The organism is Paracoccus sp. ME4, assembly GCF_046736325.1.
Taxonomy (GTDB): Bacteria; Pseudomonadota; Alphaproteobacteria; order Rhodobacterales; family Rhodobacteraceae; genus Paracoccus.
This window is the reverse complement of the sequence record NZ_CP151276.1, coordinates 2,723,995-2,748,754: the sequence shown is the minus strand read 5'-3', so window position 1 is coordinate 2,748,754 and position 24,760 is coordinate 2,723,995. Positions and strand designations below refer to the sequence as shown.

26 protein-coding genes are annotated in these 24,760 nt (G+C 69.8%); 15 read left to right on the top strand and 11 right to left on the bottom strand.

What is annotated here, in order from left to right:
- Positions 1-119 precede the first annotated feature (119 nt).
- From AACG61_RS14010 to AACG61_RS14000, 3 genes are read left to right on the top strand one after another with little or no spacing between them, the layout of a single operon-like run.
- Entirely contained in the window at positions 120-1,493 is a 1,374-nt protein-coding gene (locus tag AACG61_RS14010) for an MATE family efflux transporter (protein WP_411837716.1), read from the top strand.
- Between the two features lie 22 nt (positions 1,494-1,515).
- Complete coding sequence (locus AACG61_RS14005; RefSeq protein WP_411837715.1) at positions 1,516-1,752, top strand: Lrp/AsnC ligand binding domain-containing protein; 237 nt, start codon at positions 1,516-1,518, stop codon at positions 1,750-1,752.
- A complete protein-coding gene (locus tag AACG61_RS14000; protein WP_411837714.1) occupies positions 1,752-2,852 on the top strand; it encodes a pyridoxal phosphate-dependent aminotransferase in 1,101 nt (366 codons plus the stop codon). Before AACG61_RS14005 ends, AACG61_RS14000 begins: the two co-directional genes overlap by 1 nt.
- Here AACG61_RS14000 and AACG61_RS13995 read toward each other — a convergent pair.
- The 4 genes from AACG61_RS13995 to AACG61_RS13980 all read right to left on the bottom strand — a co-directional run bounded on the left by AACG61_RS13995 (position 2,839) and on the right by AACG61_RS13980 (position 7,021).
- Complete coding sequence (locus tag AACG61_RS13995) at positions 2,839-3,162, bottom strand: DUF1992 domain-containing protein (protein WP_411837713.1); 324 nt, start codon at positions 3,160-3,162, stop codon at positions 2,839-2,841. The genes AACG61_RS14000 and AACG61_RS13995 overlap by 14 nt on opposite strands.
- 82 nt (positions 3,163-3,244) lie before the next feature.
- Positions 3,245-6,124 (bottom strand): valine--tRNA ligase, encoded by a 2,880-nt coding sequence (locus tag AACG61_RS13990; RefSeq protein WP_411837712.1) that lies wholly within the window; start codon positions 6,122-6,124, stop codon positions 3,245-3,247.
- Between the two features lie 58 nt (positions 6,125-6,182).
- Complete coding sequence (locus AACG61_RS13985) at positions 6,183-6,533, bottom strand: DUF1428 domain-containing protein (protein WP_411837711.1); 351 nt, start codon at positions 6,531-6,533, stop codon at positions 6,183-6,185.
- 56 nt (positions 6,534-6,589) lie between these two features.
- On the bottom strand, positions 6,590-7,021 hold the full coding sequence (locus AACG61_RS13980) for an Lrp/AsnC family transcriptional regulator (RefSeq protein WP_411837710.1): 432 nt from the start codon (positions 7,019-7,021) through the stop codon (positions 6,590-6,592).
- 160 nt (positions 7,022-7,181) lie between these two features.
- Here AACG61_RS13980 and AACG61_RS13975 point away from each other — a divergent pair, with 160 nt between their 5' ends.
- Positions 7,182-8,336, top strand: coding sequence for a type III PLP-dependent enzyme (locus tag AACG61_RS13975; RefSeq protein WP_411837709.1), 1,155 nt, complete (start codon positions 7,182-7,184; stop codon positions 8,334-8,336).
- 34 nt (positions 8,337-8,370) lie between these two features.
- Entirely contained in the window at positions 8,371-9,447 is a 1,077-nt protein-coding gene (locus AACG61_RS13970) for a DUF2235 domain-containing protein (protein ID WP_411837708.1), read from the top strand.
- A 10-nt stretch (positions 9,448-9,457) separates the two neighbouring features.
- On the opposite strand, the gene metF is transcribed toward AACG61_RS13970, so the two are convergent.
- Positions 9,458-10,330 (bottom strand): methylenetetrahydrofolate reductase [NAD(P)H], encoded by an 873-nt coding sequence (gene metF, locus AACG61_RS13965; RefSeq protein ID WP_411837707.1) that lies wholly within the window; start codon positions 10,328-10,330, stop codon positions 9,458-9,460.
- Positions 10,331-10,421: 91 nt separating this feature from the next.
- On the opposite strand from metF, the gene AACG61_RS13960 reads away from it, so the two are divergent.
- From AACG61_RS13960 to AACG61_RS13950, 3 genes are all read left to right on the top strand, one after another.
- Positions 10,422-11,336, top strand: coding sequence for a LysR family transcriptional regulator (locus AACG61_RS13960; RefSeq protein WP_411837706.1), 915 nt, complete (start codon positions 10,422-10,424; stop codon positions 11,334-11,336).
- Positions 11,337-11,406: 70 nt separating this feature from the next.
- On the top strand, positions 11,407-12,198 hold the full coding sequence (locus tag AACG61_RS13955) for an inositol monophosphatase family protein (protein ID WP_411837705.1): 792 nt from the start codon (positions 11,407-11,409) through the stop codon (positions 12,196-12,198).
- Positions 12,199-12,296: 98 nt separating this feature from the next.
- Entirely contained in the window at positions 12,297-13,250 is a 954-nt protein-coding gene (locus AACG61_RS13950; protein WP_411837704.1) for a DMT family transporter, read from the top strand.
- On the opposite strand, the gene AACG61_RS13945 is transcribed toward AACG61_RS13950, so the two are convergent.
- Positions 13,216-15,279 carry a lytic transglycosylase domain-containing protein gene (locus tag AACG61_RS13945; protein ID WP_411837703.1) on the bottom strand — a complete coding sequence of 688 codons (2,064 nt, stop codon included), beginning with the start codon at positions 15,277-15,279 and terminating at the stop codon, positions 13,216-13,218. The genes AACG61_RS13950 and AACG61_RS13945 overlap by 35 nt on opposite strands.
- A gap of 123 nt (positions 15,280-15,402) precedes the next feature.
- Between AACG61_RS13945 and dapA the strand changes: the two genes are divergently transcribed.
- Complete coding sequence (gene dapA / locus AACG61_RS13940) at positions 15,403-16,278, top strand: 4-hydroxy-tetrahydrodipicolinate synthase (RefSeq protein ID WP_411837702.1); 876 nt, start codon at positions 15,403-15,405, stop codon at positions 16,276-16,278.
- A gap of 64 nt (positions 16,279-16,342) precedes the next feature.
- Here the strand turns inward: dapA and AACG61_RS13935 are convergent, their stop codons facing one another.
- Entirely contained in the window at positions 16,343-17,542 is a 1,200-nt protein-coding gene (locus tag AACG61_RS13935) for a UbiH/UbiF family hydroxylase (RefSeq protein WP_411837701.1), read from the bottom strand.
- Positions 17,543-17,613: 71 nt separating this feature from the next.
- On the bottom strand, positions 17,614-18,276 hold the full coding sequence (locus AACG61_RS13930; RefSeq protein ID WP_411837700.1) for a pyrimidine 5'-nucleotidase: 663 nt from the start codon (positions 18,274-18,276) through the stop codon (positions 17,614-17,616).
- A gap of 65 nt (positions 18,277-18,341) precedes the next feature.
- Between AACG61_RS13930 and AACG61_RS13925 the strand changes: the two genes are divergently transcribed.
- The 4 genes from AACG61_RS13925 to AACG61_RS13910 all read left to right on the top strand — a co-directional run bounded on the left by AACG61_RS13925 (position 18,342) and on the right by AACG61_RS13910 (position 20,993).
- Complete coding sequence (locus tag AACG61_RS13925) at positions 18,342-18,965, top strand: GntR family transcriptional regulator (protein WP_119884870.1); 624 nt, start codon at positions 18,342-18,344, stop codon at positions 18,963-18,965.
- On the top strand, positions 18,958-19,590 hold the full coding sequence (locus AACG61_RS13920) for a DNA-3-methyladenine glycosylase family protein (protein ID WP_411837699.1): 633 nt from the start codon (positions 18,958-18,960) through the stop codon (positions 19,588-19,590). The genes AACG61_RS13925 and AACG61_RS13920 overlap by 8 nt, the downstream gene beginning before the upstream one ends.
- Positions 19,587-20,243: an alpha/beta hydrolase gene (locus tag AACG61_RS13915; protein WP_411837698.1), complete on the top strand. Its 657-nt coding sequence runs from the start codon at positions 19,587-19,589 to the stop codon at positions 20,241-20,243. The genes AACG61_RS13920 and AACG61_RS13915 overlap by 4 nt, the downstream gene beginning before the upstream one ends.
- 150 nt (positions 20,244-20,393) lie before the next feature.
- Positions 20,394-20,993, top strand: coding sequence for an HNH endonuclease (locus AACG61_RS13910; RefSeq protein ID WP_411837697.1), 600 nt, complete (start codon positions 20,394-20,396; stop codon positions 20,991-20,993).
- Between the two features lie 10 nt (positions 20,994-21,003).
- Here AACG61_RS13910 and AACG61_RS13905 read toward each other — a convergent pair whose 3' ends face one another.
- On the bottom strand, positions 21,004-21,177 hold the full coding sequence (locus AACG61_RS13905; protein WP_411837696.1) for a hypothetical protein: 174 nt from the start codon (positions 21,175-21,177) through the stop codon (positions 21,004-21,006).
- A gap of 232 nt (positions 21,178-21,409) precedes the next feature.
- On the opposite strand from AACG61_RS13905, the gene AACG61_RS13900 reads away from it, so the two are divergent.
- On the top strand, positions 21,410-21,724 hold the full coding sequence (locus AACG61_RS13900) for a DMT family transporter (RefSeq protein ID WP_411837695.1): 315 nt from the start codon (positions 21,410-21,412) through the stop codon (positions 21,722-21,724).
- Positions 21,725-21,899: 175 nt separating this feature from the next.
- Entirely contained in the window at positions 21,900-23,738 is a 1,839-nt protein-coding gene (gene ilvD / locus AACG61_RS13895) for a dihydroxy-acid dehydratase (RefSeq protein WP_411837694.1), read from the top strand.
- Positions 23,739-23,759: 21 nt separating this feature from the next.
- On the opposite strand, the gene AACG61_RS13890 is transcribed toward ilvD, so the two are convergent.
- Together AACG61_RS13890 and AACG61_RS13885 are read right to left on the bottom strand one after the other, a co-directional pair.
- Entirely contained in the window at positions 23,760-24,218 is a 459-nt protein-coding gene (locus AACG61_RS13890) for an Lrp/AsnC family transcriptional regulator (protein ID WP_411837693.1), read from the bottom strand.
- A complete protein-coding gene (locus AACG61_RS13885) occupies positions 24,215-24,670 on the bottom strand; it encodes an Lrp/AsnC family transcriptional regulator (RefSeq protein ID WP_411837692.1) in 456 nt (151 codons plus the stop codon). Before AACG61_RS13885 ends, AACG61_RS13890 begins: the two co-directional genes overlap by 4 nt.
- Between the last annotated feature and the right edge of the window lie 90 nt (positions 24,671-24,760).

Sequence of the window (24,760 nt, the reverse complement as noted above, 5' to 3'; positions counted from 1 at the left end):
ATGGCTGGGGGGTCGCGCGATCTATCGCAGATGGGGGCAGGGGCGGCAAGCGTCACACCCCTTGCATGACGTGCAACAGCCCCCTTGCCGCATCCCCCGCGCCCGGATATGGCGATGCCATGCACGGAAAATATCGCCCCCATGTTCTTGCGACCCTGTCGTTGGGCCTGCCGCTGATCGGCAGCCACCTGGCCCGCATGGCCATCGGGGTGGGCGACACGGTCATGGTCGGCTGGTACGGCATCGAGCCGCTGGCGGCCCTGGTCATCGCGACCAGCTTCTTCCACATCCTGTTCTTCCTGGGCATGGGCTTCGGCACGGGCGTCCTGGGCCTGATCGCGGCCCATGTCTCCGCCGGGCGCCAGACCGAGGTCCGGCGCGGCGCGCGCATGGCGCTGTGGCTGTCGGCGGGCTTTGGCCTTGCGATGATGCCGCTGATGTGGGTCTCCGAGCCGATCCTGCTGGGCCTGGGCCAGTCGCCCGTGGTCGCGGCCCTGGCGCAGGATTACCTGCGCATCGCGGGCTGGGGCCTGGCGGTGGTGCTGGGACAGCTGACCCTTTCCTCCTACCTGGCCGCGCTGGAGCGGACGCAGGTCGTGATGTGGGTGACGCTGGCGGGGCTGCCACTGAACCTGGCCCTGAACTGGGTGCTGATCTTCGGCAATCTGGGCGCGCCCGAACTGGGCGTGCAGGGCGCGGCGATTGCCAGCGTGACGGTGCAGGTGGTTCAGCTGGTGCTGCTGGCGGCCTATGCCGCCTGGCTGCCCGCGGCGCGGCAGTACCGGCTGTTCCAGCGCTTCTGGCGCCCCGACTGGCAGGCCATGGGCCAGGTCGCCCGGATCGGCTGGCCCATCGGCCTGACCATGGTGGCCGAGGGCGGGCTGTTCGTGGCCTCCAACGTCATGATGGGCTGGATCGGCACGCAGCAGCTGGCAGCCCACGGCATCGCGCTGCAGATCACCGCGATCACCTTCATGGCGCATCTGGGCCTTTCCAACGCCGCGACGGTGCGGGTCGGGCAGGCCATGGGGCGCGGCGATCGCGGCTGGATGCGCGACGCGGCGCTGACGGTCGTCTGGATGTCGCTGGCCTTCTCGGTCGTGTTCATCGCCCTCTATCTGCTGTTCTCCGAACAGCTGGTGCGGCTCTATCTGGACCCGACCGATCCGCAGGCGCCGCAGATCGTGGCGCTTGGCGCGACGCTCCTGATGTATGCCGCGCTGTTCCAGCTGACCGACGCCTTCCAGGTCATCGCCCTGGGCTTCCTGCGCGGGGTGCAGGACACGCGCGTGCCGATGTGGATCGCGGGCTTCAGCTACTGGGTCGTGGGCATGCCGGTGGCCTGGGCGCTGGCCTTTCCCCTAGGCTTCGGCCCGGCGGGGCTGTGGCTGGGCCTCTGCGTCGGGCTGACGGTCGCGGCGGTCCTGCTGATGCGCCGCTTCTGGTCGGGCCATGCGCGGGGGGACTGGACCCGCGCCGCGGCACCGGTCTAACCTGCCCGCGAAGGAGACCCCGATGCGCCCCGTTTTCGTCCAGTTCCGCTGCGAGCCCGGCAAGACCTATCAGGTGGCCGAGGCCATCTACGATCGCGAGGTGGTCAGCGAGCTCTATTCCACCTCGGGCGATTTCGACCTGATCGCCAAGGTCTACATCCCCGAGGATCAGGATGTCGGCCGCTTTCTGTCCGAGCGCCTGTTCGACATCCCCCATATCAGCCGGACCCTGACCACGATGACCTTCCGCGCCTTCTGATGCGCTTCGCACCCCTGCCTGCGGGCCTGCCCGCCACCGTCCCCTTCGTCGGCCCCGAAACCCTGGAGCGCCAGCGCGGTGCGCCCTTCGCCGCCCGTCTCGGCGCCAACGAAAGCGCCTTCGGACCCAGCCCCCTGGCCGCCCGCGCCATGCGCGAGGCGGTGGGCCAGGTCTGGCGCTATGGCGATTCGACGAACCACGACCTGACCCATGCGCTGGCCGCTCATCACCGGGTCGCGCCCGAGAACGTGATGGTGGGCGAGGGGATCGACGGCCTGCTGGGCACCCTGGTCCGGCTGATCGTCGCGCCGGGCGATGCGGTGGTGACCTCTGACGGGGCCTATCCGACCTTCAACTATCACGTCGCGGGCTTCGGCGGCATGCTGCACAAGGTCCCCTATCGCAACGATGCCGAAGACCCCGAGGCCCTGCTGGAGGCCGCCCATGCGACCGGCGCGCGGCTGGTCTATCTGGCCAATCCCGACAATCCGATGGGCAGCTGGCACGACGCCCCGACGATCACCGCCCTGCTGGAGCGCCTGCCCGCCGACTGCCTCTTGGTGCTGGATCAGGCCTATGCGGAATTCGCCCCAGCCTCGGCCATCCCCGACATCGCGGCGGACGATCCCCGCGTGATCCGCATGCGCACCTTCTCCAAGGCCTACGGGCTGGCGGGCGCGCGCATCGGCTATGCCCTGGGCGCGCCCGACCTGATCGCGGGCTTTGACCGCATCCGCAACCATTTCGGCGTGAACCGCATCGCGCAGGCCGGTGCCCTGGCCGCGCTGGCCGATCAGGGCTGGCTCGCCCATGTCGTGGCCGAGGTCGCCGCCGCCCGCGAGCGCATCGCCGCCATCGGCACGGCGAACGGCCTGACCGCGCTGCCCTCGGCCACCAATTTCGTGGCGCTGGACACGCATCGCGACGGCGCCCATGCCCGCGCCCTGATCGCCGCCTTGGCGGATCAGGGCGTCTTCGCCCGGATGCCCGGCGTGTCCCCCCTGGACCGCTGCATCCGCATCAGCACCGCGCCGCTCCACGAGCTCGACGTGCTGGAGGACGCGCTGCCCCGCGCCCTGGCCGCGATCAGTCCCGCATGAAGCGGCGGCGCGATTCCTCGGCGATGGCCTGACGCATCTGCAGCCGGGCGATCTCGGCCAAGAGCGCCTCCCGCTCCGCCCCCTCGGGCATCCCGGTCAGACGGGCCTGCGCGGCCTGAACCTCCTTCTTCAGCACGATCTCGGGCGGCAGCACGCCCGCCTGCGCCATGATCCGGAACCCGGCGGCGGTCCCGTCCCGCTCCACGGGCCGGTCGGGCAGGGGCTTGCCCTCGCCCTCAAGGCCGGTCAGCCTGCCCTCGGCCCGGGCTTTCAGCATCATCCTCTCGGCGATCCGCTCCAGCCAGCCCATGGCCGCCCCCGCTTCTTCTTCACTGAAGTATCCCCGCCGGAGGCACCCGTCCGCAAGGCCGGGCGCCTCCGTCGGCGCAGGCTCACATCGCCGCCAGCTGCGCCAGCGCCGCGTTCAGGCGCGCGATGTCATCCTCCAGCGCGGACAGCTTGCCGCGGGTCTCCTCGATCACCTCGGCCTCGGCATTCTCGACGAACTTGGGGTTCGACAGACGCTTCTGCAGGCCCTCGGCATCCTTGCCGGACTTCTGCACGGCCTTCTGCAGGCGCGCGGTCTCGGCCGCCACGTCGATCACGTCGCCGATGGGCAGCGCGAAGCTCGCCCCCTGCACCGAGACCGCGATCATCCCCTTGCCCGCCACGCCATCGGCGGGTGCGTTGACGCGGGCCAGCCGCTCGATCAGCGGGCCGTTGGCCGACAGCGCCGCGCGCGCCGCCGCATCCGCCTCGGTCACGACCAGGTCCAGCTTGGCCCCCGCCGGCACGCCCATCTGCGCGCGGGCCGAGCGCACGCCCTCGATCAGCGCGATGACCCAGTTCATCTGCCGGTCGGCCTCGGCGTCGATCAGATCGGCGCCCAGCTCCGGCCAGTCGCCATGGACCAGCATCCGGTCGCGGTCCCCGGTCAGCGCCCACAGCTCCTCGGTGACAAAGGGCATGATCGGATGCAGCATGGCAAAGCACTGATCCAGCACCCAGCCCATCGTGGCCCGCGTCTCCTCGGCGTGATCGCCGTCGAACAGGGGCTTGGCGAACTCGACATACCAGTCGCAGACCTTGCCCCAGACGAAGGCGTAAAGCCCCGTCGCCGCATCGTTGAAGCGATAGGCGGCCAGCGCCTCGTCGACAGCCATCAGGATGCGCGCCGTCTCTCCGATGATCCAGCGGTTCACGACATGGGCGGGCTCAGGCCGCGCGCCGCCGCCGCGCACGCCGTTCATCTCGGCAAAGCGGGTGGCGTTCCAGATCTTGGTGACGAAGTTGCGGTTCACCTCGACGGCCTTGGGCCCCAGCTTGGGGTCGCGTCCCATCGCCGCCATGCTGGTCAGCGTGAAGCGCAGCGCATCCGCGCCATAGGCGTCCACCAGCGTCAGCGGGTCGATGACATTGCCCTTGGACTTGGACATCTTGGCGCCCTTCTCGTCGCGCACCAGCCCGTGGACATAGACGGTCCTGAACGGCACATCGCCCACGACCTCCAGCTGCATCATCATCATCCGGGCGACCCAGAAGAAGATGATGTCGAAGCCCGTGACCAGCACGTCGGTCGGGAAGTACTTCTTCAGCTCCTTGGTCGGCTCGGGCCAGCCGAGCGTCCCGATGGGCCAGAGGCCCGAGCTGAACCAGGTATCCAGCACGTCCGGGTCGCGGGTCAGCGCCTTGCCCGGGGCCATGGCTTGCGCCTCGGCCTCGGTGGCGGCGCAGTACTGGTTGCCCTCGGCATCGTACCAGACCGGGATCTGGTGGCCCCACCACAGCTGGCGGCTGATGGTCCAGGGCTCGATGTTCTCGAGCCAGTTGAAATAGACCTTCTTGTGCTGCTCGGGCAGGATCTCGGTCCGGCCCGACCGCACGGCCTCCAGCGCGGGCTCGACGATGCGCGCGGTGTCCACGAACCACTGGTCGGTCAGCATCGGCTCGATCACCACGCCCGAGCGGTCGCCGAAGGGCTGCATGATCGGCTTGGCCTCGATCACGGGACGGCGCTCCAGATGCTCGGCCCCGGTCTCGGGCTCGATCTCCTTGTGCAGATAGGTGACGGCCAGGCCCTCGGCGGTGACCTGGTCGATCACGCGCTTGCGGGCCTCCAGCCGGTCCAGACCGCGCAGATCCTCGGGGACCAGGTTCACGGCGGTGACGTCGCCCACATCCTCGCCCCGGGCCGCGCGGGTCGCGATGGCGGCGCTGTCGGCATAGGACAGCCCGTCGGCGCGCATCTGCGCCTTGCCGTCCATCAGCGCATAGAGCGGGATGCCGTTGCGCTGCGCCACGCCGTAGTCGTTGAAGTCATGCGCGCCGGTGATCTTGACCGCGCCCGAGCCGAAATCGGGGTCGGGGTATTCGTCGGTGATGATCGGGATCAGGCGGCGGTGCTCCTTGGGGCCGACCGGGATCTCGACCAGCTTGCCGACGATGGGGGCATAGCGCGCATCCGACGGATGCACGGCCACCGCGCCGTCGCCCAGCATGGTCTCGGGGCGGGTCGTGGCGATGGAGATGTAATCGCGCGTCTCGCGCAGGGTCACGCGGCCGTCTTCGTCGCGTTCCACGTATTCATAGGTCTCGCGTTTGCCAGTTTCAGGATTGGCCGCCAGCGGGTATTTGAAATGCCACATGTGGCCCGGAACCTCGCGGTTCTCGACCTCCAGATCGCTGATTGCGGTCTCGAAATGCGGGTCCCAGTTCACCAGCCGCTTGCCGCGATAGATGATGCCCTTGTTGTAGAGGTCCACGAACACCCGGATCACCGCGTCGTGGAAATTGCCCTCCTCGCCCGCGGGCGCGCCGGGGGCGCCGGACATGGTGAAGGCATTCCTGGACCAATCCGCGCTGGCGCCAAGGCGCTTCAGCTGATTGATGATCGTGTCGCCGGATTCGCGCTTCCAGTCCCAGATCTTGGCGGTGAAGGCCTCGCGCCCGATCTCGCGCCGGCCCGGCTCTCCGCGCGCGGACATCTGGCGTTCCACGACCATCTGGGTGGCGATGCCCGCATGGTCCTGACCCGGCTGCCACAGCGTGTCGAAGCCGCGCATGCGGTGCCAGCGGACCAGGATGTCCTGCAGCGTGTTGTTCAGCGCGTGGCCGATATGCAGGCTGCCCGTCACGTTCGGGGGCGGGATCATCACGGTGAAGGTCTCGGACCGGCGCGCATTGGCGCCGGCGGCGAAGGCGCCGGTCCGTTCCCATTCGGCGCTGATCCGGGCCTCGGCGGCCTGTGCGTCAAAGCTCTTGTCCATCGTCATCGCGTCACCCCATCTGTTGCGTCGGGATTAGCGAATGAAGGGCCAAAGGCCAAGCCCGTCAGGAAACGTCCACGATCGGCGCGAAGCCGCCCCAGAACATGCGCGCCCCGTCGAAGGGCATCTCGGCCATCTCGGGGTGCTCCTCCTGCATCATCGCGGCCCAGGCCGCGTCGGCGGTGGCGCGGTCGGGCCATTCGATCCAGGAAAACACGGGAACCTCGCCCTCCTTGGCCTCGGTCGCGCGATAGAAGTCGGTGCGCGTGCCGTGGGGGACATCCTCGCCCCAGCCCTCGACCATGCGCAGCGCCCCGTGACGCTTGAACATCGGCCAGGCGGCCTTGGCATGGGTGATGTAGTCCTCGCGCCGGTCGGCGGGCACGGCGGCGACGAAGCCGGAATAATAGGTCATGGCAGTCCTCCTCTGCGACAAACTGTCCGCCTGTCGCAGATTCGGATCAAGCCCGATCAGACCGCGCGGTCCAGCTTCGTGGAGAGGTGGATCAGGCTCTCGGAGGACCGCACCCCCTCGACCGCGCCGATCCGGTCCAGTGTGTCGTCCAGATCGCTGGTCGATTCCGCCGCCAGCAGCAGCAGCATGTCCACCCGCCCGCTAGTGGTGTGGATGCGCTCGACCTGCGGGATCGTCTTCAGGCGCGACAGCACCGCGGCCTGGGCGCGCGGCTCGATCGCCAGCAGGACGGTGGCGCGGATGCGCGCGGCGCGGGCGGTCTCGCCCAGACGCAGCGTGTATCCGGCGATGGCGCCGGTCGTCTCCAGCCGCTCCAGCCGGGCCTGCACGGTCGACCGCGCGACCCGCAACCGGCGGGCCAGGACCGCCACCGACATGCGCGCATCGCCCGACAGCTGCGCAAGAATGTTCCGATCCAGATCGTCCAAGGGGTGCCTGCCCGCCGCTTTCGTCAAAATGACATGTTCTTGGTCATAATAACTGGTGAGGCGCGTGATTCTACCCTTTTCATCGGTGAAATCGGAACCGAAAAGCGCCATCTTGGTTGCGCCATTCCGGCCACCGCTCCAGCTCCTGAAAGGAACATCGATGGGACAGCAGAAGACCGTCTGGGACAATCCGGCCGAGGTCATCCGACATCTGGCCCCGGAACATCCGGTCATGGTCTTTGCGCCGACGGTCCTGCAGGACAGGGCGCGGCAGTTCGTCGAGGGCTTTCCGGGCCTGGTGACCTATGCGGTCAAGTCGAACCCCGAGGAGGCCGTGATCCAGAACCTGGTCGCCGCCGGCATCGAGGGTTTCGACGTGGCATCGCCCTTCGAGATCGACCTGATCGGCCGCATGGCGCCGCACGCCGCGCGCCATTACCACAACCCCGTCCGCGCCCGCTCCGAGATCGCGCATGGCGTGGCTCAAGGCATCCGCGCCTGGTCGGTGGACAGCCGCTCCGAGCTGGAGAAGCTGTTCGATCAGGTGCCGACCCAGGTGGACGGGCAGGGGGTCGAGATCTCTCCGCGCTTCAAGCTGCCGGTGCTGGGCGCGGCCTATGACTTCGGGTCCAAGTTCGGCGCATCGCCCGAACTGGCGGCGGAACTCCTGGCCGAGGTCGCGCGGCGCGGCTACGTCCCGTCGCTGACCTTCCATCCCGGCACGCAATGCACCGACCCCATCGCCTGGGAGAGCTATATCCGCGTGTCCAAGGACATCTGCGACATGGCGGGCGTGCGCGCGGTGCGCCTGAACGTGGGCGGCGGCTTCCCGTCGCATCGCGTGGTGGGGGTCGAGCCGGACCTGGCCTCGATCTTCCAGGAGATCGCCGACACGGTGACCGAGATGTTTGGCACCGACGCGCCCGCCCTGGTCTGCGAACCGGGCCGGGGTCTGGTGGCCGATGCCTATGCGCTGATCACCCGCGTCAAGGGCGTACGCGACGGCGGCCATGTGTTCCTGAACGACGGCGTCTATGGCGGTCTGGCCGAGCTGCCGATCATCGGCAACATCGACCGGATCGAGGTCCTGGACCCGCAGGGCCGCCCCCGCGGCGGAGAGCAGGGCGGGCGCGTGATCTTCGGCCCGACCTGCGATTCGGTCGACCGCCTGCCCGGAGAGCTGGCCCTGCCCGAGGACATCGACGAGGGCGATTACGTCATCTTCCACGGCGCGGGCGCCTACTCCACGGTCACCAACACCCGCTTCAACGGGTTCGGCGCCATGACCCACGCGACGGTGATGCGTCTGTCGTAACCATTTGCTCATGCCCCCGTGCTAGGGTCTGGGCATGAGCGCCATCCGACCCCCCACCACCCATGTCGTGCTGATGGACGGCACCTTCGCCTCGCTGGCCGATGGCAGGCGCAGCTCCATCGGCCGCATCCACCGGCTGCTGACCGGACAGCTGGGCGCCATGCCGCCCGGCCGGCTGCGCATCCATTACGGCATGGGCCAGCAATGGGCGCGATGGCGGACACTGCCGGACCTGATGATGGGCCGCATCCTGGAGACCCGCATCACCGAGGCCTATGGCTGGCTGGCCTCGGGCTATCGCCCCGGCGACCGGATCGTGATGCTGGGCTATTCGCGGGGCGCCTTTGCAGTGCGCAGCCTGGCGGGGATGATCAGCCGCGTGGGCCTCCTGCGCGCCGACGCCGCGACCGAACGTCATATCCGGCTGGCCTGGCGCTATTACCATCAGGGCGGCACGCCGCAGGCGATGGCCGCGTTCCGGCGCAGGCGGTGCCATGCGCAGGCGCCGATCCGGATGGTCGGATGCTTCGACACGGTGATGGCCCTGGGCCTGCGCCTTCCGGTGCTGTGGATGCTGACCGAGCCGCGCTTCCGCTTTCACGACGCCTCTTTGGGCGAGGGGATCGAGCATGGCTTCCAGGCCTTGGCGCTGGATGAGACCCGCGCCGCCTTCGCGCCGATGCTGTGGGACGACGACCATGCCGCCGGGCGGATCGAGCAGATGTGGTTCCGCGGCGCCCATCCCGACATCGGCGGACAACTGGGCGGGTTCGAGTTCGCGCGGCCCCTGGCCAACATCCCGCTGGTCTGGATGCTGGAGCGGGCCGAGCAGGTCGGCCTGCCCCTGCCGGCGGACTGGCGGGGCCTGTTCCCCTGCGACGCGACCGCGCCGTCCATCGGCACATGGCGCAACTGGGGCAAGGCGTTCCTGGCGCGGACATCGCGGCTGGCCGGGCGCTATGCGACCGAGGCGCTGCACCCCACCGTCCCGACGCCGGTCCCCGGACCCGTGCGGCTGACCGGGCATCTGGCCGCGCATCGCCCGCCCCGCAGACCGGTCCGCGCGGCCGTGGCCGCCCGCTGGCGCGGCCCGCCCGTCGATCCGGCCTGAGGGCCTGGCCTCAGGCCACGGCCTCCAGCCCGGCCTTGGGGCGCACGCCCAAGGCCGCGCAGACGTCACGGGTCAGATCCGGGCGGTTCAGCGTGTAGAAATGCAGCTGCTCGACCCCGCCGGCGATCAGCTGCTCGCACAGATCGACGCAGAGGCCGGTGGCCAGCTGGCGCGTCGCGTCGGGCCCGTCCAGCGCGGCCAGCTGGAACGCCTCCTCGGCCCAGTCCGGGACGGTCGTGTTGCAGGTCGCGGCGAACCGCTTGGTGCCCGCCCAGCTCTGGACCGGCAGCAGGCCGGGGATGATCGGCGCGTCGATCCCCGCCGCGACGCATTTGTCGCGGAAACGGAAAAAGGTTTCGGGCTCGAAGAAGAACTGCGTGATCGCGCTGCTGGCCCCGGCCTCGATCTTGCGCTTCAGCCAGGCCACGTCGGCATCGCTGTCCGGGCTGTCGGGATGGGGCTCGGGATAGGCGCCGCAGCGGATCGTCATGTCGCCGCGCGCCGCGATCGCCTCGATCAGTTCGACCGAATGGGCGAAGCCGTCGGGATGCGGGGTGAAGCGGTCGGCCCCCTGGGGCGCGTCGCCGCGCAGCGCCACGATCTCGCGGATGCCGGCATCGGCATAGGATTGCACGATCTCCATCGTCTCGGCGCGGGTGGCCTCGACGCAGGTCAAATGGGCCGCGACCTCGAGGCCGAACTGGCGGTTGATCGTGGTCACGGCCTCATGGGTCAGCTTGCGGGTCGTGCCGCCCGCGCCATAGGTGACCGAGACGAAATCCGGGTCCAGCGGCGCCAGGGCGCGCGCGGTCTCCCACAGCTTGAACGAGGCTTCCAGCGTCTTGGGCGGGAAGAATTCGAAGCTGATCCTGGGCGTGCTCATGGCGAATCCTTTCTGTTGGCGGGACTTGTGCCACGCGGCAACGCGTGAGACAAATTCATAATCCTCAAGATCAACCTGAGTTTCATTCATCATGCATCTGGAGCTGCGGCATCTGCGCACCGTCCACGCGATCCACGAACAGGGCGGCCTGGCGCGCGCGGCCGAGGTGCTGAACATCACGCAGAGCGCGCTGTCCCATCAGGTCAAGGCGCTGGAGGAGCAGGCCGGGGTCGAACTGTTCGTCCGCCGGGCCAAGCCGATGCGCCTGTCGGCCGCGGGCATGCGCCTGCTGCGCCTGGCCGAGCAGGTCCTGCCCCTGGTCGCGGCGACCGAGGCCGAGTTCAAGGGCGTCGAGGCGGGGCGCATCGGGCGGCTGCACATCGCGATGGAGTGCCACGCCTGCTTCGACTGGCTGCTGCCGGTGCTGGACATCTTCCGCCGCGCCTGGCCCGAGGTGGACGTGGACATCCGCCAGCGGCTGGCCTTCGGCGCGCTGCCCGCGCTGGTGCGCGAGGAGGTGGACCTGGTGATCTCCTCGGACCCCGAGGATCTGGCGGGCGTCACCTTCCAGCCGCTGTTCGACTATGCGCCCACGCTGGTCGTGCCGGCGGACCATCCGCTGGTCGCAAAGGGCCATGCCGATCCGGCCGACCTGTCCGGCGAGACGCTGATCACCTATCCCATGGACCGCGCGCGACTGGACGTGTTCAGCCAGTTCCTGACCCCCGCGGGCATCGAGCCCGCCCGCCAGCGCACGGTGGAGCTGACCGCCGTGGCGGTCATGCTGGTCGCCTCGGGGCGCGGCGTGGCGGTCATGCCGGACTGGGTCCTGCGGCGCGAGGCGGCCAATCCCGAACTGGCGCTGCTGCCCCTGGGGCCGCAGGGCATCCGGCGCAGGCTCTATGCCGCGGTGCGCACGGGCGATCTGTCCCAGCCCTACATGGCGCATGTGCTGCGCCTGTCGCGGACCGAGCCCCTGCGCATGCTGCGCGGTCCCCAGACCTGATGGGCCGCCTGATGCTTGGCTTTCCGGCGCGTCTGCCCTATGACGCGGCCAACCCCTATTCCCGGAGCATGTGATGGCAAGCGCCAATCTGAACGTCATGATCAAGGCCGCCCGCAAGGCCGGGCGCGCCCTGGTGAAGGATTTCCGCGAGGTCGAGAACCTTCAGGTCAGCGTCAAGGGGGCGGGCGACTTCGTCACCCGCGCCGACCGCGAGGCCGAGCGCATCATCAAGGAAGAGCTGCGCACCGCCCGCCCCAGCTATGGCTGGCTGGGCGAGGAGACCGGCGCCGAGGATGGCGACGACCCCACCCGCCGCTGGCTGGTCGATCCGCTGGACGGGACGACGAACTTCCTGCACGGCCTGCCGCATTGGGCGGTCAGCATCGCGCTGGAGCACAAGAAGGAGATCGTCGCCGCCGTCATCTTCGACGCCGCCAAGGATGAGCTGTTCGTGGCCGAGAAGGGCGCCGGCGCCTACATGAACGACCAGCGCCTGCGCGTCTCGGGGCGGACGCGGCTGGCCGATTCGGTCTTTTCGACCGGCATCCCCCATGCCGGGACCGGCCCTCTGCCCGCGATGATCCAAGATCTCGCGCAGCTGATGCCCGCGGTCGCGGGCGTGCGGGGCTTCGGCTCGGCCGCGCTGAACCTGGCCTATGTGGCGGGCGGCCGCTTCGACGGCTACTGGGAGCGGGGCACCAAGCCCTGGGACGTGGCCGCGGGCATCCTGATGGTGCGCGAGGCGGGCGGTTTCGTCCACGGCATCCGCGAGGGCGACGATCCGCTGGAATCGGGACGCCTCATCGCGGCGAACCCGACCCTGCTGGAACCCTTCGCCAAGATCATCCGCGCCCGCGACTGAGGCGCAACAGGTCAGGATTGCATCCCGTGCAACCCTGACCCTCCCTTGACCTTGTCCGGACGGGGGCGCAACAGGGGCTGATCCCGAAAGCGCGCCCCATGTCCGACGACCGTTCCCCCCAGCCCTATGCCGCGTCCGCCGCTGTCGCGGCCCCGCCGCCGGTGCCGCCCGCCACGCCTGCGCCCCTGCGGGACCGGACAGGCCTCGCCATTGCGATGATGTGCACGGTCAGCCTGATCTTTGCGTTCCAGGACGTGTTCTCGCGCATCCTCGGCGGGCAGTATCCGCCGGTGCTGATCGTGATGATCCGCTATTGGGTCTTCGCGTTGTTCGTGATCGCGCTGGTCTCGCGCCAGCCCGGCGGGCTGAAACGCGCCATCCGCACGAAACGCCCCCTGACCCAGATCGCCCGCGGAGTGATCCTGGCGCTGGAGGTGCTGATCATGGTCGAGGCCTTCGTGCGCCTTGGCCTGATCGAGACTCATGCGGTCTTTTCCGTCTATCCGCTGCTGGTCGCGGCCCTGTCGGGGCCGGTCCTGGGCGAGGCGGTCGGCTGGCGGCGCTGGACCGCCATCGGGGTGGGCTTCGCGGGCATCCTGGTGATCCTCAACCCCGGCGGGGGCGTGGTCAGCTGGGCGGCGCTGCTGCCCTTCGCGGGGGCGCTGATGTTCGCGCTCTATGGTCTGCTGACGCGGCACGTGTCGCGCGACGATCCGGCGATGGTCAGCTTCTTCTGGACCGGCGTGTCGGGGGCGGTGGCCATGACGCTGGCGGGCATCTGGGACTGGCAGTGGATGGCGCCGATGGACTGGGTCTGGATGGCCTGCCTGTGCGTCTGCGGCATGACCTCGCATTATCTGATGATCCGCAGCTATGAGCTGGCCGAGGCCTCGGCGCTGCAGCCCTTCGGCTATACGCAGCTGGTCTGGGTCAGCATCCTGGGCGTGGTCCTGTTCGACGAGACGCTGCGCAGCAACGTGGTGATCGGGGCCGCGATCGTGGTCGCGGCCAGCCTGTTCACTCTGTGGCGACAGCGGGCCCGATCGCGGTGAACCACTCCGCGGGCAGGCGCGGGCCGATGAAGGGCTTGGGCCGCGGCTTGGCCGAGAGGGCCAGCGTCAGGCGCGGCGGCGGAGGCGGCACCGCGCCGCCGCCCGACAGATCCCACCGGGTGACGACCGGCGCGGGCGCGCCATGGATGCGCGCACGATAGATCGGCAGGGCCTCGGCCACCCGCATGACGTAATTGCGCGTCTCGTCGAAGGGGATCAGCTCGACCCAGTCCACGGGATCGGCATCGCGGCGCAGGTCGCCGAAATCGTTCAGCCAACGCGCGGACCGCCCCGGCCCGGCATTGTAGCCCGCCGCGATCAGCGCCACGGACGGGCCGAACCGGTCGGCCAGGTCGATCAGGTATTGCGACCCGATGCGGGCGTTGTAGCTGGCATCGCTGGACAGGCGGGCCAGGTCATAGGGCATGCCGATCTGGCGCGTGACCTGTTCGGCGGTGCCGGGCATGACCTGCATCAGCCCCTGCGCGCCCACCGGGCTGCTGGCCGTGTGGTTGAATTCGGATTCCTGGCGCGCGATGGCCATGACCAGTTCGGGGGGCGGACCCAGATCCTCGCGCTCCAGCCCGGTCAGGGGGAAATGCGCGACGGGCCAGATCACGCCCTGGTTCGCCGACTGCTTGGCCAGGCGCAGCCCGTGCCAGGGGGTCCCGGCCTCGTACATCAGGCGCGCCATGCGGGCGATGTCCTCGGGGGCGGCGGTCTCGGCCAGGTGCAGCAGGAAGCGCTGCGCATCGTCGCGCCGTCCGCTGGCGACCAGCCACAGCCCGGCACGAAAGACCGGGTTCTCGCGTAGCGCGCTGCCGCGCCAGTCGGGCAGGGTGTCGATGGCCGGATCGGCCAAGGCATAGTCGGCGGGCAGGGTGCGGCCGACCTTCTCCATCGCCAGCTGGCCGTAATAGGTGCCGGGCAGGTCGGCCGCCGCGTCATAGGCGGTGCGGGCGGCGGCTTCGTCGCCCAGGGCCTCACGCGCGCGGCCCTGCCAATAGAAGGCGCGCGACTTGCTGATCGCGGCACCGACGACCGTCTCCAGATGGTCGAAATGGGTCAACGCGCGGGCCGCATCGCCGGTCTTCAGCGCGGCAAAGCCCGCCAGCCATTCCAGATCGGCGTAATGGCGGTTGTCGGGGGTCAGGAAATGCGGCGTGGCCAGCCTCAGGGCGCGGTCCCAATCGCCGTTGCGCATCGCCAGACGGGCGTAGTCCACCCGCATCGAGGCCCATCGCGCGGGATCGCGCAGAGCCTCGGCATCGGTCGAGGCCTCCAGCATCAGCGCCTGCGCGCCGTCATGCTGGCGCGCGCCCACGCGCCAGTCGAAGCGGTCCAGCGTCAGGCCCGGATCGGCGCGCAGGTCCTGGGGCAGTGCCAGGATCAGGTCGTCCACCCCGTCGCGCCCGGCCTGCAGCGCGATGCGCGCGCGGGGCAGGGCGCGGTCGGCATCGGGCAGCCGGGGCAGCAGGCGCTCCGCATCGGCCCATTCCCCGGCATCCAGCATCGCGGTGACGCGCGCCGGGATCAGCGCGGCCAGGTCGGGATGGGCGGCCAGCAGCGCGGCCTCGTCCGCGGCCGAGAGGGGCTGGTCCAGGAAGAAGGCGCGCCGGGCGGCGGCGGCGTCATCGGCGGGCAGGATGGCGGTCAGCGCCTCCAGCCCGGCGCGGGTCGTGGGGGCGCGGCCGTCGAACCACAGGCGGATGTCGTCGGGATCCGCGCCGGGGCGCAGCTTGGCCTCGCCCCGTTCGATCAGCAGGGCGAGGCCCGGCCAGTCGGGATGGGCGCGCAGGAAGGCCGCATAATCGGCGAACTCGCCGAATCCCGCGCGCAGGGCGTGCCACGCCACCAGCGATTCTCCCAAGGGCCCCGCGGCGCGGGCCGCATCGCGGGCGGTGACCCAGTCCCGGGCCTGCGTCGCGGCCAGCGCCAGCGCCATCGCGCCCGGCTCCTCGGCCCGTGCGGGCAGGGAGAGGAACAGGGCCAGAAGGCCCGCCGCCGTCATGTCACGCAGAAGTCGCATCACCACCCTGTGTCATCGCCAAAGGCCCCGCGTGCAATTCACAACCTTGGCAAGTTGGCGCCCCTTGGATAGGGATGGCCCCGAAACCGCCTGCTTTCACCAAGGATCATCATGGAGCGTGTCATGTTCAAAGGGTCGATGCCAGCCCTGGTCACGCCGTTCACCCCGGACGGCGAGCTGGATCTGGACACGCTGAAGACGCTGGTCGAATGGCATGTCGACCAAGGCAGCCACGCCATCGTGCCTGTGGGCACCACCGGCGAAAGCCCGACCCTGACCCATGACGAGCATCGCACCGTCATCGAGGAGGTGGTGCGTGCGGTGAACGGTCGCATCCCGGTCATCGCGGGCGCCGGGTCCAATTCGACGCGCGAGGGCATCGGCCTCTTGCAGCACGCGGCAAGCGTGGGCGCGGATGCGGGGCTGGTCGTCACCCCCTATTACAACAAGCCGACGCAGGCAGGGCTGATCGCGCATTACACCGCGCTGACCGAGGCCTGCGATCTGCCGATCATCATCTACAACATCCCCGGGCGGTCGGTCGTCGACATGATGCCCGAGACGATGGGCGTCCTGGCGAAGATCCCGTCCATCATCGGGGTCAAGGACGCGACCGGCAAGCTGGAGCGCGTGAGCTGCCAGCGCATGACCTGCGGGGCGGATTTCATCCAGCTGTCCGGAGAGGATGCGACGGCCCTGGGCTTCAACGCGCATGGCGGCGTGGGCTGCATCAGCGTGACCGCGAACGTGGCGCCGCGCCTCTGCGCGCAGTTCCAGGAGGCCACGCTGCGCGGCGATTACGCGGCGGCGCTGGAGATCCAGGACCGGCTGATGCCGCTGCATCTGGCGATCTTCGTTGAACCGGGGCTGGTCGGCGCGAAATACGCGATGTCGCGTCTGGGCCTGTGCCATGAGCGGGTGCGCCTGCCGCTGACGCCGCTGACCGAACCGACGCGCCGCCTGATCGACGCGGCGCTGGAGCATGCGGGCCTGATCTGATTGCGTCCCGCGACGGCGGGGGGCCAGCCCCCCGCACCCCCCGGTGTCGCGCGATGCCGGGGCCTCAGCGTGCCCCGAGGCCCGCGCGCATCATCATCCGCCTGACCGGGGCGATCCCGTAGAGCCCGCCAAGCGCCGCGGCGCGCAGGTCGCGCAGCGGGCGCAGGCGCATCTGGCTGGCGCGGTTCAGCGCGTCGATGCCCAGGGTGCGGGCCAGTGCCTCGGGGCGGCGGCTGCGGTCGTAGCGGGCGAGGCTCTCGGCGCTGCCCGGGTCGGCGCGGCTGAGCTCCAGCAGCGCCGAGAGGTCGGCCAGGCTCATGTTCAGGCCCTGCGCGCCGATGGGGGGCAAGACATGCGCGGCCTCGGCGATCAGCGCGGTGCGGGGGCCGGCGAAGCCGTCGGCGATCTGGCTGACGATCGGCCAGGCGGCCAGGGGGGTCGCCTGGCGCAGGTGGCCCAGCATCCCGGCGGAGCGGTCGTTCAGCGCGGCTTCAAACTCTGGGGCGGGCAGGGCCAGCAGCGCGTCGATGGCGGCGGCGTCGTCCATCCAGACCACGGCCGAACCGGGCTGTCCGTCGCGGTCGGGCAGGGGGACCAGCGTGAAGGGCCCGCCCGCGCGGTGCACCTCGGTCGAGACGTTGTGGTGGGGCTGTTCATGCGTCACGGCAAAGGCCAGTGCCTTCTGGCCATAGCGCCAGGTGCGCACCCCGATGCCCAGGGCGCGCCGGACCGCCGAATCGCGCCCGTCCGCGCCGATCAGCAGGCGCGCCCGCAGGCGGCGGCCGTCGGTCAGGGTCACCACCGCGCCTTCGGAGCGGGGCAGGACCGATGCGGTTCCGATCCCGTGGATCACCCGGACCGAGGGCAGGGCCTCGATGCGCGCCATCAGCTCTCGCCGCATCAGCCAGTTGGGCAGGTTCCAGCCGAAGGGCTGGTCGCCGATCTCGGCCGCGTCGAAATCGCGGGTCAGGCGCGGCGTGGCGGTGGCGCCCCCGGCATCGACGATGCGCATCACCTGCAGCGCGGTCGCATGGGGGGCGAGGCGCTCCCACAGCCCGATGCGTTCGAAGAGCGCGACCGAGGGCATCAGGAAGGCGGTGGAGCGCAGGTCGGCGCCCGCCGCGTCCTCCTCGGTCACCGGGGGGGCGGGATCGACGCAGAGGACCGAGAACCCCTCGGCCCCGAAGGCGCAGGCGGCGATCAGCCCGGCCAGCCCGCCGCCCGAGATCAGGATGTCGATGTCGTCGATGCGCGTGTCGGTCATGGGATGCCCTTTCGGTTCGTGCCCAGACTGCCCCGCCGCGCAAGCGGGGGAAAGGGGCGGCGCTGTCGCAGTCAGACCAGCGCGCGCAGAAAGCCTGTCAGGTCATGGGTGCGGTGCTGGACATGCGGGCCGATCCCGCCCGTCAGCGCGTCCGGCCCGTGGCGGCCGTCGCCGACCAGCACGGTGCGCATGCCCAGGTCATGCGGCACGATCAGGTTGCGCGGGTCATCCTCGAAGAACGCGGCCCGGGCGGGGTCGATGCCGGACGCGGCCAGGATCGGAGCATAGGCGCGCGGGTCGGGCTTGGGGTGAAAGCCCGCCTCCTCGATGCCGTATACGGCGTCGAACAGGTCCTCGGGCAGGGCGCGGGCGGCCAGGACGCGGCGGGCGTAAGCCGCGTCGCCATTGGTGTGGATGATCCGCCGCCCCGGCAGGGCCGCGATGGCGGCGGCCAGGTCCGGGTCGGGGCTCAGCACCGAGAAGTCGATGTCGTGCACGTCGGCCAGATAGGCCGCGGGATCGACCTGATGGTTGGCCATCAGCCCGGCCAGCGTGGTGCCGTGCAGCCGCCAGTATTCGGCGCGCAGGCGGTTCGCGTGATCCTGCGGCACGTCCAGCGCGCGCATCATCCAGGCGGTCATCCGGACCTCGATCTGCGCGAAAAGCTGCGCCTCGGGCGGGTAGAGGGTGTTGTCCAGATCGAAGATCCAGGCGGTGACATGCGAAAAATCCATGACCCGGGCATAGCTTGCGCGCTGGCCGCTTGCAATTCGGCGCGCGCGGGCCAATCGTCGGCGGCATGAAAGACGCCTATTCCCTGATCCTGACCGCCATCGAGGGCGGCACCTATCGCCCCGGCGACCGGCTGGTCGAATCCGAGCTGGCCGAGCGGTTCGGCGTCAGCCGCACCCCTGTGCGCGAGGCGCTGCAGCGGCTGGAGACCCAGGCCATGCTGGTGCGCGACGGGCGCAGCCTGATCGTGGCATCGCTGGACCACAACCAGTTGGCCGAGCTGTACACCGTGCGGGCCGAGCTGGAGGCGCTGGCCGCCCGCCTGGCCGCCCGCCACGCCACGCCCGAGGAGGTGCGCGTGCTGGCCCAGATGGTCGAGGAGGACCGCCGCGCCAAGGGCGACCCCGAGGCGCTGGCGCGGGCCAACAAGCGGTTCCACCGGCAGATCCACCTGGCGTCGCACAACCGTTATCTGGTGCAGCAGCTGGACCTGGTGCACCGGACCATGGCGCTGATGGCGCGGACATCATTGGCGGCCGAAGGGCGGGGCGAGACCGCGCTGGCCGAACATGCCCGCATCGTGGATGCGATCGCGGCGGGGGATGGGGCGGCGGCAGACCGTGCGCTGCGCCAGCATATCTCGATGGCGTGGGAGACGCGGCTGAAGCTGGAGGCGCAGGCGGGTGGCTGAGCCGCGCCTGATCCTGACCCAGGACGACATCGACGAAGGGGCCGCGCATCTCGCGGCCGTCTGCCCGGTCTGGGCGCGGGTGCTGCCCCAGCTTGGCCCGCTGCCACTGCGCCGCCAGCCGGACGGGTTCGCGGCCATGGCGCAGGCCATCGTGGGCCAGCAGGTCTCGGTCGCGGCGGCGGCGGCGATCTGGGGGCGGCTGCAGGCCGCGGGGCTGGACCGGGAGGCGACCCTGCGCGAGGCCGATGACGACAGCCTGCGGGCCGCGGGCCTGTCGCGGCCCAAGGCGCGCTATCTGCGCGCCATCGCCGCGGCGGGGCTGGAGTGGGACGGCCTGCGCGATCTGCCCGACGATCAGGCCATCGCGGCGCTGGTTGCGCTGCCGGGCATCGGCGTCTGGACGGCCGAGATCTATCTGAAATTCGCACTGGGCCGCCGGGACGTCTTTGCAGCGGGCGATCTGGCGCTGCAGGAGGCCGCGCGGGGGATGTATGGGCTGGCCGAACGGCCCGGCCCGGTGGCCCTGCGGGTGATGGCCCAGCCTTGGGCGCCGTGGCGGGCGGTTGCGGCGCGGGGGCTCTGGGCCTATTACCGCTGGGCCAAAGGACGCGAGGGAATATCATGACGGAACCGCTTCAATCCGCCCGCCGGGGACCTGAACAGGTCACATCGGTCGTGGTCTTCCTGCACGGCTATGGGGCCGATGGGGCGGACCTTCTGGGCCTCTCCGAGCCGCTGGCCCCGCATCTGCCCAAGACCGCCTTCTATGCCCCCGACGCGCCCGAGCCCTGCCGCAACAATCCGATGGGGCATCAGTGGTTTCCGATCCCCTGGCTGGACGGCTCCTCCGAGGTCGATGCCCGGATCAGCATGGGGCAGTCGGTTGGCGCGCTGAACGACTTTCTGGACACCGTGCTGGCGGCCGAGGGTCTGAGCCCCGACCGGATGGTGCTGGTCGGTTTCTCGCAGGGGACGATGATGGCGCTGCAGGTCGCGCCGCGCCGCAAGGCGGCCGTGGGCGGCGTCGTGGGCTTTTCCGGCCGGCTGCTGTCGCCCGACACGCTGGAGGCCGAGGCGCGGGTCAAGCCGCCGGTCCTGCTGATCCACGGCGATCAGGACGAGGTCGTGCCCTTCGACGACATGGCGGTGGCGGGTCAGGCCCTGCAGGGGGCGGGCTTCACCGTCTATGGCCATGTGATGCAGGGGACCGGCCATGGCATCTCGCCGGACGGGCTGTCGGTGGCGCTGGCCTTCCTGAAGGATCGCCTGCCGGACTGACCTGTCATGCTGCCGTCATTTCGGGCGGATAGAGGTTCCCGCATCGGCCATGGATGCGGGGACTTGCCAGACGGTCCCCGCCAGATATAGTCGAGACGACGGATCTGACGGGCGCCCCGGTCAACCCCACGGGGCAGACGGGAAGGCGCTATGCTGGACGACCATCTTCATTCCGACTTTCGAACGCAGTTCGTGCGCGAACCGGCCAATCTGCGCCATTACCCGGCGCTGGTGCTGAATGCCGATTACCGCCCGCTGTCCTATTACCCGCTGTCGCTGTGGCCCTGGCAGGAGGCGATCAAGGCCGTGTTCCTGGATCGGGTGACGATCATCGCGGAATACGACCACGAGGTGCGAAGTCAGCGCCAGGCCTTCCGCATCCCTTCGGTCGTCGTGCTGAAGGATTTCGTCCGACCCCAAAAGCGCGTGGCATTCACGCGCTTCAATCTTTTTCTGCGGGACGAATTCTGCTGCCAGTACTGCGGGGCGAAGGGCGACCTGACCTTCGATCACGTCGTGCCGCGCTCGCGCGGGGGGATCACCAGCTGGGAGAACGTGGTCGCGGCCTGTTCGCCCTGCAACCTGCGAAAGGCGAACCGCAGCCTGCGCCATTCCGGGCTGCAGCTGCGCCGCGCACCGCGCCAGCCCACCGCGGATGAGATGCACGCAGCAGGTCGGCGCTTTCCGCCGAACCACCTGCACGAGAGCTGGATGGACTTCCTCTACTGGGATGCCGAACTGGACAGCTGAGCGGGATCGGTCAGCCGTCGTGATCCTGATGGCCGCGCAGGTTCAGGTGCAGCAGCAGCGCACCGCTGAGCGCCAGAAGCAGGAAGGCCACCGGGGGAATGCCGGCCGAAAGGCCCGCCCAGAGCGTGATGCCCGAAGCCAGCGTCACGACGACCAGCAGGGCGAGGAAATGGGTCAGCGGCATGGGACACTCCTTCTCCTGAGGGTCAATATGGGCCGCTTCGGGGGCGTTGAAAAGACCACCCGTCGAATGCCCGGGATTTCGGCGAAGATGCCGCAGGGCCGCCCGCCTTCCTGCCGCGGTCTTGACCCGCCGCTGGCCCGGTCCTAGGTTCGCAATCGAGGACGACCTCCCCCTGATGGGCAGAACCGCCGGGACGGCCCGGATGTCGAGGGAGAACCCCACCATGCCTTCCATGCCCTGGATCCTGCTGTTTGCCGCCGGTCTTCTGGAGATCGTCTGGGCGACGGCGATGAAGTATTCCGCAGTCTTCACCAAGCCGATGCCCACGATCGTGATGATCGCCGGGATGATCGCGTCCTTCTGGCTGCTGTCGAGCGCCATGCGCGCCCTGCCTCTGGGGACGGCCTACATGGTCTGGACCGGCATCGGCGCGGTCGGCAGCTTTGTCGTGGGGGTCGTGTTCCTGGCCGAGCCGGTCACCGCGATGCGGCTTGCGGCGGCGGCGATGATCGTCGCGGGCATCGTCACGATGAAGATGGCGTCCTGACGAACCGCAGGCGGGGCACGGCTTGCGTCCCGCGATGGCCGGGGGCGCTGGCGCCCCCCGGACCCCCCGCCGCGTCGCGCCCTGCCGACAGAAAACCGCGAAAATCACCCGCCGGGGGTAATTTCCTTCCGGCGCAAGGGGTGATAGACGCAATGCCAGCCAAAGGAGACAGCCCATGCCCGCCTATCGTTCCCGCACCACCACCCATGGCCGCAACATGGCCGGCGCCCGGGGCCTGTGGCGCGCGACGGGCGTGAAGGACAGCGATTTCGGCAAGCCGATCATCGCCATCGTCAACAGCTTCACCCAGTTCGTGCCGGGCCATGTCCACCTGAAGGACCTGGGCCAGCTGGTCGCCCGCGAGGTCGAGGCGGCAGGCGGCATCGCCAAGGAATTCAACACCATCGCGGTCGATGACGGCATCGCCATGGGCCATGACGGGATGCTCTATTCGCTGCCCTCGCGCGAGATCATCGCCGATTCGGTGGAATACATGGTCAACGCGCATTGCGCCGACGCGATGGTCTGCATCAGCAACTGCGACAAGATCACGCCGGGCATGCTGATGGCGTCGCTGCGCCTGAACATCCCCACCGTCTTCGTGTCGGGCGGGCCGATGGAGGCGGGCAAGGTCGTGCTGCAGGACGGGCGCGTCAAGGCGCTGGACCTGGTCGATGCCATGGTCGCGGCGGCCGATGATTCGGTCAGCGACGCCGATGTCGAGGTGATCGAGCGGTCGGCCTGCCCGACCTGCGGGTCCTGTTCGGGGATGTTCACGGCCAATTCGATGAACTGCCTGACCGAGGCCCTGGGCCTGTCGCTACCGGGCAACGGCTCGACGCTGGCGACCCATGCGGACCGCAAGCGGCTGTTCGTCGAGGCGGGCCACTTGGTCGTCGATCTGGCCAAGCGCCATTACGAGGGCGACGACGCCTCGGTCCTGCCGCGCGCCATCGCGAGCTTTGCCGCCTTCGAGAACGCGATGACGCTGGACATCGCGATGGGCGGATCGACCAACACCGTCCTGCACCTGCTGGCCGCCGCGCATGAGGCGGGGGTCGATTTCACCATGTCCGACATCGACCGGCTGTCGCGCAAGGTGCCGGTCCTGTGCAAGGTCGCGCCTGCCAAGGACGACGTCCACATGGAGGACGTGCACCGGGCGGGCGGGATCATGGCGATCCTGGGACAGCTGGACCGCGCCGGTCTGCTGGACACGTCGGTGGGCAGCGTCCATTCCGGCACCCTGGCGCAGGCGCTGGAGCGGTGGGACGTCTCGCGCACCGAAGCCGCCAGCGTGCACGACTTCTTCCGCGCGGCACCCGGCGGCGTGCCGACGCAGACGGCCTTCTCTCAGGATCGGCGCTATGACAGCCTGGACCTGGACCGCGAGAAGGGCGTGATCCGCAGCCCCGAGCATCCATTCAGCCGCGACGGCGGTCTGGCGGTGCTCTATGGCAACCTGGCCGAGGACGGCTGCATCGTGAAGACCGCGGGCGTGGACGATTCCATCCTGACCTTCGAGGGGCCGGCCCATGTCTTCGAGAGCCAGGATGACAGCGTCAGCGCCATCCTGACCGGCAAGGTCAAGCCCGGAGAGGTCGTGCTGATCCGCTATGAGGGGCCGCGCGGCGGTCCGGGCATGCAAGAGATGCTGTATCCGACCAGCTATCTGAAGTCGAAGGGCCTGGGGAAGGCCTGCGCGCTGGTTACCGACGGTCGGTTCTCGGGCGGCTCCTCGGGGCTGTCGATCGGCCATGTCTCGCCCGAGGCGGCGGAGGGCGGCACGATCGGCCTGGTCGAACAGGGCGACCTGATCCGCATCGACATCCCCAACCGCAAGATCGAGCTGGTCGTGGACGACGCCACCCTGGCGGCGCGGCGCGAGAAGCGCGAGGCCGAGGGCTGGAAGCCCGCCAAGCCGCGCCAGCGCAAGGTCTCGACCGCGCTGCGCGCCTATGCGTCGATGACGACCAGCGCGGCCCGCGGTGCCGTCCGGGTCATCCCGGAGTGATCCGCGCGCCGGGGCCGGGGGTCATCCCAAGGGTCCCGGCCGCCGTTCCTCGGACAGCATGACATTCGCCTCGACCTGGCCCACGCCGGGCAGGGTCATGATGCGGCGGCGCAGGATCCGCTCGAAATCGCTGATGTCGCGGGCGGTGATGCGCAGGCGATAGTCGAACTGGCCCAGCACATGCTGGACCAGCTGCACCTCGGGAATGGCGGTCACGGCGCGCTCGAAATCCTCCAGCCCGGTGCGGCCTTTGGCGGCCAGCTTGATCCCCAGGAACACCGTCACGCCGAAGCCCAGGGCCGCCGGGTCCAGCACCACCCGCCGCCCCGCGATCACGCCCTGATCGGTCAGCCGCCTGACCCGGCGCCAGGCGGCAGGCTGGCCGATGCCCACCGCGCGGCCCAGATCGGCGGCGCTGCGCGTCGCATCCGCCGCCAGAAGGCGCAGGATCGCCAGGTCGGTCGCATCCAGATCGGTCACAGCGGCAGGCCCTCGCTGTCCTTGATGGTCGCGACCAGCATCAGCGCATCCAGCTCCGCGATATGCGGCAGGGTCAGGATGCGGTCGCGATAGACCTGCTGCCAATGCGCCATGTCGCGCGCGATCACCGACGCGCGCCAGTCGACGCTGCCCAGGAAGGACTGGATCTCGATCACCTCGGGCACCTCGCGCAGGGCGGCCAGGAATTCGTCGAAGGCGCGCGGGTTCGTCTTGTCCAGCGTGAAGCGCAGGGACACCTCGACCGCCCAGCCCATCGCGCGCCAGTCGATCCGCGCCTGCACCCCCTTCAGCACGCCCGCCTCGCGCATCCGCTCCATCCGGCGCCAGAGGCTGGCCGGCGTCACTCCGGCGCGCTCTGCCAGCGCGGCGGCGGGGGCCTCGGGTTCGGCCAGAAGCTGGCGCAGGATGCGGCGATCGGTGGTGTCGGGCATGAAAGACATGGCAGATGCCATATCAGGGCATGATCTTTTCGCCAAGCGATGTCCTGTTGCTTCGTTTGCATGATGTCTGCTTGCCGTTTC

What these genes read in the sequence shown, in the direction of transcription:
- AACG61_RS14010 (WP_411837716.1), top strand. Translation starts at nt 120, where the DNA reads ATGCACGGAAAATATCGCCCCCATGTTCTTGCGACCCTGTCGTTGGGC.
- AACG61_RS14005 (WP_411837715.1), top strand. Translation starts at nt 1,516, where the DNA reads ATGCGCCCCGTTTTCGTCCAGTTCCGCTGCGAGCCCGGCAAGACCTAT.
- AACG61_RS14000 (WP_411837714.1), top strand. Translation starts at nt 1,752, where the DNA reads ATGCGCTTCGCACCCCTGCCTGCGGGCCTGCCCGCCACCGTCCCCTTC.
- AACG61_RS13995 (WP_411837713.1), bottom strand. Translation starts at nt 3,162, where the DNA reads ATGGGCTGGCTGGAGCGGATCGCCGAGAGGATGATGCTGAAAGCCCGG.
- AACG61_RS13990 (WP_411837712.1), bottom strand. Translation starts at nt 6,124, where the DNA reads ATGACGATGGACAAGAGCTTTGACGCACAGGCCGCCGAGGCCCGGATC.
- AACG61_RS13985 (WP_411837711.1), bottom strand. Translation starts at nt 6,533, where the DNA reads ATGACCTATTATTCCGGCTTCGTCGCCGCCGTGCCCGCCGACCGGCGC.
- AACG61_RS13975 (WP_411837709.1), top strand. Translation starts at nt 7,182, where the DNA reads ATGGGACAGCAGAAGACCGTCTGGGACAATCCGGCCGAGGTCATCCGA.
- AACG61_RS13970 (WP_411837708.1), top strand. Translation starts at nt 8,371, where the DNA reads ATGAGCGCCATCCGACCCCCCACCACCCATGTCGTGCTGATGGACGGC.
- metF (WP_411837707.1), bottom strand. Translation starts at nt 10,330, where the DNA reads ATGAGCACGCCCAGGATCAGCTTCGAATTCTTCCCGCCCAAGACGCTG.
- AACG61_RS13960 (WP_411837706.1), top strand. Translation starts at nt 10,422, where the DNA reads ATGCATCTGGAGCTGCGGCATCTGCGCACCGTCCACGCGATCCACGAA.
- AACG61_RS13950 (WP_411837704.1), top strand. Translation starts at nt 12,297, where the DNA reads ATGTCCGACGACCGTTCCCCCCAGCCCTATGCCGCGTCCGCCGCTGTC.
- AACG61_RS13945 (WP_411837703.1), bottom strand. Translation starts at nt 15,279, where the DNA reads ATGCGACTTCTGCGTGACATGACGGCGGCGGGCCTTCTGGCCCTGTTC.
- dapA (WP_411837702.1), top strand. Translation starts at nt 15,403, where the DNA reads ATGTTCAAAGGGTCGATGCCAGCCCTGGTCACGCCGTTCACCCCGGAC.
- AACG61_RS13935 (WP_411837701.1), bottom strand. Translation starts at nt 17,542, where the DNA reads ATGACCGACACGCGCATCGACGACATCGACATCCTGATCTCGGGCGGC.
- AACG61_RS13930 (WP_411837700.1), bottom strand. Translation starts at nt 18,276, where the DNA reads ATGGATTTTTCGCATGTCACCGCCTGGATCTTCGATCTGGACAACACC.
- AACG61_RS13925 (WP_119884870.1), top strand. Translation starts at nt 18,342, where the DNA reads ATGAAAGACGCCTATTCCCTGATCCTGACCGCCATCGAGGGCGGCACC.
- AACG61_RS13915 (WP_411837698.1), top strand. Translation starts at nt 19,587, where the DNA reads ATGACGGAACCGCTTCAATCCGCCCGCCGGGGACCTGAACAGGTCACA.
- AACG61_RS13910 (WP_411837697.1), top strand. Translation starts at nt 20,394, where the DNA reads ATGCTGGACGACCATCTTCATTCCGACTTTCGAACGCAGTTCGTGCGC.
- AACG61_RS13905 (WP_411837696.1), bottom strand. Translation starts at nt 21,177, where the DNA reads ATGCCGCTGACCCATTTCCTCGCCCTGCTGGTCGTCGTGACGCTGGCT.
- AACG61_RS13900 (WP_411837695.1), top strand. Translation starts at nt 21,410, where the DNA reads ATGCCCTGGATCCTGCTGTTTGCCGCCGGTCTTCTGGAGATCGTCTGG.
- ilvD (WP_411837694.1), top strand. Translation starts at nt 21,900, where the DNA reads ATGCCCGCCTATCGTTCCCGCACCACCACCCATGGCCGCAACATGGCC.
- AACG61_RS13885 (WP_411837692.1), bottom strand. Translation starts at nt 24,670, where the DNA reads ATGCCCGACACCACCGATCGCCGCATCCTGCGCCAGCTTCTGGCCGAA.